Annotated in this window: 6 protein-coding genes; all 6 read right to left on the bottom strand. The window is 70.3% G+C overall.

All coding sequences use genetic code 11. From position 1 onward, the window contains the following. Positions 1-73: 73 nt before the first annotated feature. The 6 genes from ACFV0G_RS10470 to ACFV0G_RS10495 all read right to left on the bottom strand — a co-directional run bounded on the left by ACFV0G_RS10470 (position 74) and on the right by ACFV0G_RS10495 (position 6,517). Positions 74-790 carry an ABC transporter ATP-binding protein gene (locus ACFV0G_RS10470; protein ID WP_380544869.1) on the bottom strand — a complete coding sequence of 239 codons (717 nt, stop codon included), beginning with the start codon at positions 788-790 and terminating at the stop codon, positions 74-76. Beyond that, entirely contained in the window at positions 787-1,638 is an 852-nt protein-coding gene (locus tag ACFV0G_RS10475; RefSeq protein ID WP_380544872.1) for an ABC transporter ATP-binding protein, read from the bottom strand. The genes ACFV0G_RS10470 and ACFV0G_RS10475 overlap by 4 nt, the downstream gene beginning before the upstream one ends. An 8-nt stretch (positions 1,639-1,646) precedes the next feature. Beyond that, positions 1,647-3,473: a branched-chain amino acid ABC transporter permease gene (locus ACFV0G_RS10480; RefSeq protein ID WP_380544875.1), complete on the bottom strand. Its 1,827-nt coding sequence runs from the start codon at positions 3,471-3,473 to the stop codon at positions 1,647-1,649. A gap of 15 nt (positions 3,474-3,488) precedes the next feature. After that, positions 3,489-4,418 (bottom strand): branched-chain amino acid ABC transporter permease, encoded by a 930-nt coding sequence (locus ACFV0G_RS10485; RefSeq protein ID WP_380544878.1) that lies wholly within the window; start codon positions 4,416-4,418, stop codon positions 3,489-3,491. A 134-nt stretch (positions 4,419-4,552) separates the two neighbouring features. Next, positions 4,553-5,779 (bottom strand): branched-chain amino acid ABC transporter substrate-binding protein, encoded by a 1,227-nt coding sequence (locus ACFV0G_RS10490; protein ID WP_380544881.1) that lies wholly within the window; start codon positions 5,777-5,779, stop codon positions 4,553-4,555. Between the two features lie 312 nt (positions 5,780-6,091). Further along, on the bottom strand, positions 6,092-6,517 hold the full coding sequence (locus tag ACFV0G_RS10495) for a hypothetical protein (RefSeq protein WP_380544884.1): 426 nt from the start codon (positions 6,515-6,517) through the stop codon (positions 6,092-6,094). Positions 6,518-6,630: the final 113 nt, after the last annotated feature.

The raw sequence follows: 6,630 nt of genomic DNA on the forward strand, positions 1-6,630 counted from the left end.
GCCCGGGGCCCCCAGCCCGGCCGCCCGCCCCCCCCCCGGATCGGGGCCGCGCCTGCGCGTCGTTCGGCGGCGGTCAGTCCTCGCCGAGGTAGGCCTTGCGGACGGACTCGTCGTGGAGCAGGTCGGCGCCGGTGCCGGTGAGCACGATCCGGCCGGTCTCCATGACGTAGCCCTGGTCGGAGAGCGAGAGCGCGGCCTGGGCGTTCTGCTCGACGAGCAGGATGGTGGTGCCGCCGGCCTTGAGCTCGACGATGGTCGCCATGATCTTCTGCATCATGAGCGGGGACAGGCCCATGGAGGGCTCGTCGAGCATCAGCAGCTTCGGCCGGGACATCAGGGCGCGGCCCATGGCGAGCATCTGCTGCTCGCCGCCGGACAGGGTGCCGGCGGCCTGCTTGCGGCGCTCGCCGAGGATCGGGAAGAGCGTGTAGGCGCGCTCGACGTCCTCGGTGATGCCGGCGGAGTCCTTGCGCAGGAAGGCGCCGAGGAGGAGGTTCTCCTCGATGCTCATGCGCGGGAAGATGTGCCGGCCCTCGGGGGAGTGCGCCAGGCCCAGCGCGACGATCTTGTGCGCGGGGACGCTGGCGAGCGGCTGCCCGTCGAAGGTGATCTTCCCGCCGGCGGGCTTGAGCAGGCCGGAGAGGGTGCGCAGGGTGGTGGTCTTGCCGGCGCCGTTGGTGCCGATCAGGGTGGTGACCTCGCCCTGCTTGACGCTGAAGCTGATGCCCTTGACGGCTTCGATCTTGCCGTAGGCGACGCGGAGGTCCTCGACCTCGAGAAGGGCTGTCACTGCTCTGCCTCCGTGCTTGCTGCCGTCTCGGTGGCGCCCTCGAGGGGTGCGCCGAGGTAGGCGGTGATGACGCGCTCGTCGTTCTGGACGGTCTCCTTGTCGCCCTCGACGATCTTCTGGCCCTGGACGAGCACGGCGGTGCGGTCGCAGAGGTTGAAGATGAAGCGCATGTCGTGCTCGATGACGAGGATCGCGATGCCCTTGTCCCGGATGGCGAAGACGAGTTCCTCGGCGGCGCGGGTCTCCTGCGGGTTCATGCCGGCGGTGGGCTCGTCGAGCAGGAGCAGGCCGGGCTCGCTGGCCATCGCGCGGGCGATCTCCAGCTTGCGCTGCTCGCCGTAGGGGAGGTTGCGGGCGAGGTGCTCGGCCTTGTGGTCGAGGCCGATGAACTCCAGCAGCTCCATCGCCTTGTCGCGGCTCTCGGCCTCGGCCTTCTTGTAGCCGGGGCCGCGCAGGATGGCCGAGAAGAGGCCTTCCTTGGTGCGGGTGTGGCGGCCGACGAGGACGTTCTCCAGAACGGTCATGTTGGCGAAGAGCCGGATGTTCTGGAAGGTGCGGGCGATGCCGGCCGAGGTGACCAGGTGCGGCTTGGGCGGCAGCACGGTGCCCTTGTAGGTGACCGTGCCCTCGGTGGGGACGTACAGGCCGGTCAGGCAGTTGAAGAAGGTGGTCTTGCCGGCGCCGTTGGGGCCGATCAGGCCGACGATCTCGCCCTGGTTGACGGTGAGGTCGACGTTGTTGACGGCGGTGAGGCCGCCGAATCGCATGACGACGCCGCTGGCGTGCAGCAGGGGGCCGTCGTTCTCGGTGCCGGCGGGGCGCGGGGCCGGGACGGTCTGGGTGCTCATGGTGTGTCTCACGCCCCTGCGGTGGTGAGGCCGGCGGCGGGGCCGGGTTCGGTGCTGGCGGGTGCGTCCTCGGTCGCCGCGGGGGCGGGGGTGTCGTCGTCCTTCTCGTGGAACTCGAGTTGGGCGCGACGGTTGGCGACGAGGCCCTCGGGGCGCAGGCGCATGAGGAGGACGAGGGCGATGCCGAAGAAGAGGAGCTGGTACTCCTTCAGGAAGACGAGCTTCTCCGGGATGAGGTAGAGCAGGGTGGCGCCGAGCAGCGGGCCGCTGATGGTGCCCATGCCGCCGAGGACCACCGCGGCGACCAGGAAGGCGCTGTTGGGCGGGACGGGGCCGGCGAACTGGTACGGGTCGGGGACGACGCTGTAGCTGACGTGGGCCATCACGGTGCCGGCGAGGCCGGCGAGGGAGGCACCGAGGGCGAAGGCGAGCAGCTTGAGCTTGAAGCCGTTGATGCCCATGGCCTGTGCGGCGGTCTCGTCCTCGCGGATGGCGACCCAGGCGCGGCCGATCCGGGAGTCGTTGGCGCGGCTGAAGATGACCACGACGAACGCGGTGACCAGCAGCATCAGCAGGAAGTAGTTGGCGAACCGGCCGAGGGTGAAGGCACCGAAGGTGTGGGATTCGCCGAAGTTGAACCCGCCGACGGCGAGGTCGGGGATGTTGCGGATGCCGTTGGGGCCGTTGGTGACCTTGGGGCCGGAGATGCCGTCGAGGCTGTTGACGGCGATGCGGAAGATCTCTCCGAAGCCCAGCGTGACGATGGCGAGGTAGTCGCCGCGCAGCCGCAGGGTGGGGGCGCCGATGATGACGCCGAAGACCAGCGCGGCGGCCATGCCGACCAGGGCGGCGGCCCAGAACGGCAGGTGGAGGCCGACGGGGGAGCTGGTGGAGCCGGAGACCAGGGCGGCGGCGTAGGCGCCGACGCCGAGGAAGGCGACGTAGCCGAGGTCGAGGAGGCCGGCGAGGCCGACGACGACGTTGAGGCCGAGCGCGACGGTGGCGAAGATCAGGATGTTGACGCCGACCGAGGCGAAGTGGTCGTCGCTCTGGGTGAACGGGAACGCGGCGGCCGCGGCGAAGGCGGCGGCGGTGGTGGTGCCCTTGTGGCGGGCGGTGATGGCGGTGAGCCGGGCGATGAGGCCGGCGCGCATCAGGGCCCAGGCACCGAGGCAGGTGACGATCAGGAAGCCGATGAAGAGCTCGCCGTACTCGGTGACGATGCCGTAGGTGAAGACGGTCAGGCCGAGTGCGGTGGCGGCGATGATGACGAGGATCTCGTACCAGCGGTTCAGCGGCTTGGCGGGGGCGAGGTCCTCGCGGGGGCCGACCAGGCGGTTGAGCGTGCTGAGCACGAACCGGATCTGGCTGACGGCGCCGAGGCCGCGGGGGAAGCCGATGGTGGCGGGCTGCTGGGGCAGGCCCAGTGCGCCGACGACCGGGACGAGGGAGGCGACGCCGGCGATCCAGCCGCCGGGCTCCAGGTTCGCGAGGCCGCCGAGTTCGGTGCTGATGGAGAGCAGGGTGAACCAGGTGGTGGCCGCGCCGGCGGTGGCGAGGATGAGGGCGGGGCCCTCGGCGCCGGCCGGGGTGAGCCAGCGGGTGCCGCGGATGCCGTACAGCGGGAGCGCGAACAGGGCGGTGAGCAGGCCGGCCGCGAGGGTGAGGATCTGCAGGCCGCCGGGGTAGCCGTCGACGGTGAGGTCGCCGGGGAAGTCCGCGGTCCAGGTCCAGTGGATGAAGGTGGAGGCGGCGGTGAGGAGGCCGCCTGCCACGACGAGGGCCTTGGCCGCTGCGAGGGGGAGCGGGATGGCGGGGCGCTTGGTGGTGGTCATCTGATGCTCCGTTCCTCAGGCCCGGTCTGCGACGCGCTCGCCGAGCAGGCCTTGTGGCCGCACGAGGAGGACGACGATGAGGAGGACGAAGGCCCACACGTTGGCCCAGGAGCCGCCGCCGAGCTGGTGCATGCCGGGGACGTTCTGGATGTAGGCGGTGGCGAGGGCCTCGGCGATGCCGAGGACGAGGCCGCCGAGCATGGCGCCGTAGATGTTGCCGATGCCGCCGAGGACGGCGGCGGTGAAGGCCTTGAGGCCGGCGAGGAAGCCCATGCTGGGGGCGACCTGGCCGTAGCGCAGGCCCCAGGCGATGGCGGCGACGGCGGCGAAGACGGCGCCGAGGGCGAACGCGATCACGATGATGCGGTCGGTGTTGATGCCCATGAGCTTGGCGGTGTCCGGGTCCTGCGCGGTGGCCTGCATGCCGCGGCCGGTGCGGGTCTTGCCGACGAAGGCGGCGAGGGCGCCCATGCACAGCGGGGCGGCGACGAACAGGAAGATGTCCGCGGGCTGGAGGGTCACGCTGCCGAGGTGGAACGGGCCGCCGGGCAGCTGCGGGAAGCTGCGGCCGGACTTGGCGCCGGGGTAGAACTGCTCGACGACCTGCTGGAGGGCGAGCGAGAGGCCGATCGCGGTGATCAGCGGGGCGAGCTTCGGGGCGCCGCGCAGCGGGCGGTAGGCGAAGCGCTCGGCGGTGACGGCGACGATCACGGAGACCAGCACGCCGCCGAGGAGCATGAGCGGCAGGGCCAGCCAGATGCCGGTGCCGGAGGGGAGCACGGTGTAGGTGGTGAGGGCTCCGAACCCACCTGTCATGAAGATCTCGCCGTGGGCGAAGTTGATGAGCTGGACAATGCCGTAGACCATTGTGTAGCCGATCGCGATCAGCCCGTAGAGGGAGCCGAGGATCAGGCCGTTGGCCAGCTGCTGCGGCAGTTCGTGCACCGCTGGGCCTCCGAGGTGGGTTCTGGGGCGGGGGGTTCGCTTGCGGGGTGGTGTGACGGACCGTGGAGCACGGCGGGGACGCTGGTTCGCAGCGCCCCCGCCGGGTGGTTCTGTGGTGTGGTGCTCTGGGTCCGTCAGCCGGCGAAGGTGCCGGACTTGGCGACCGTCCAGGCGTTGTCCTTGACCTGGTAGACTGTCAGCTGCTTGTTGACGGCGTCGCCGTACTCGTCGAAGGCGACCTTGCCGGTCACACCGTCGAAGCTGACCTTGCCGACGGCCTCGACGACCTTGCCGCGGGCGTCGCTGGGGACCTTGCCGCTGTTGGCGGCGACGACGGCCTTGACGGCCTCGACGATGGCCCACGCGGCGTCGTAGGAGTAGCCGCCGTAGGCCGCGTACGGGTCGGCGTAGCCGGCCGCCTTGTAGTCCGCGACGAACTTCTTGGCGGAGTCGAGGGACTCGACCGGGGCGCCGACGGAGGTGGCCAGGTCGCCGTTGGCGTTCTTGTTGGCCTTGTTGATGTACTCCGGGTCGTACATGCCGTCGCCGCCGAAGACGGGGGCGGTGACGCCGGCCTTCTTGAGCTGGTCGGACAGCGGGCCGGACTGCGGGTACTCGCCGCCGTAGTAGATGATGTCGGCGCCGGCGGCCTTGGCCTTGGTGACCACGGCCGAGAAGTCGAGGTTGTTCTCGTCGATGTGGTCCTGGCCCTTGACGGTGCCGCCGAGCTTGGTGAACTCCTTCTGGAAGGCGGCGACCAGGCCCACGCCGTAGGTCTTCTTGTCGTCGATCAGGTAGACGGTCTTCTTGCCGAGGTCCGTGTACGCGTACTGGGCGGCGAACGGGCCCTGGATGGCGTCGGTGGTGGCGGTGCGGAAGTAGGTCTTGAACTGACGCTTCTTCTCGGTGTCGAACTTCTCGCCCTGGGTCAGCGCCGGGTTGGTGTTGGCCGGGGAGATCTCGGTGAGGTTCGCGGACTCGAAGACCTGCTGCATCGACTGGGCGACGCCCGAGTTCAGCGGGCCGACGACGCCGACGACGCTCTTGTCGGCGACCAGGGCGGTGGCGTTCTGCTGGCCTTCCTGGGGCGACTTCTTGTCGTCGAGCGCCTTGACCTTGAAGGTGACGCCCGGAACTTCCTTGGTGTCGTTGGCGATCTTGGCGGCGAGCTCGACGGAGTGCTGGATGCCGAGGCCGAGCGCGGAGAGCGGGCCGGTGAGCGGGGCGTCGACGCCGATCGTGACGGTGCTGCCGCCGGCGTCGGCGCTGGTGCCGGAGTTGCCACCGCGGGAGCCGCAGGCGGACAGGGTGAGCGCTCCGACGACGGCGATGCTCACGACAAGCGCTGAACGGTTACGCACGAAGTTCCCCATTCTGGATCAGGTAGGCAGAACGCCGGAGTGGCGGTGCCGGGTCGCGCGCTGGGGCCTGGCCCGATCTGTTGGCGCGGTGACTGGCCGTGACTCTAGAACGGCTTCGGCGGCTCGGGCAGACCTGCGGGCATGCTGTGATTCTCTTGTTATGAGGACCAGGTGGGGGAATCTCGGATATTGGTCATTCGTGCCCCGAGGGGCCCGAACTGCTATGTGTCGTCTCGCCCATCGAAACGGCTTCGAGTCGAAAAAGCCCCTGCCACAGGCCTTGTCCGACTATCGGACTGGAGTGTCCGGCTCTCATCCTGCGGACGTCGGCGTCCGCTGAGCGGAATTGGGGCATGCCGAGTGCAGGTTTTCGGACAGGTCCCGGGCATAGTCGGGCCCGAGGATCTGGCTCACGGTCTCGATTGCGCGCGTGTTACGCAGCGTTACATCAAGGAAAGGCAGCCCGGCGTCCGGCGGCGCCTGCGCGCAGTCCGTCACCGCGAAGGCGACGGTCAGCTCCACGGGCCGCCCCGGCCCCACCGCCACCGGCAGCCCGCCCGCCACCGAGACCGACAGACCGGGATAGTTCGACTGCACACCGGTCACCTCGAACGGCGCGTCGCCCTCGGCGCGCAGCCGCAGCGCGAACCGGCCGCCCGGCCCGGCCGCCGCGGACACCTGGCCGCCGTAGTGGAAGTGCGAGACCACCGAGGGCAGCGGCGGCGGATCCGCCTGCACCGGCGGTGGGTGCCGGCCCGGATTGCGGGCCCACCCCACGGCCCCCCCCCCCCCCCCCAGCCCGCCCCCCCCGACCCCCGGGGCGTGTGAACAAACACCCGCCCCCCCCAACT

It is taken from the genome of Kitasatospora sp. NPDC059571 (assembly GCF_042735675.1).
GTDB lineage: Bacteria > Actinomycetota > Actinomycetes > Streptomycetales > Streptomycetaceae > Kitasatospora.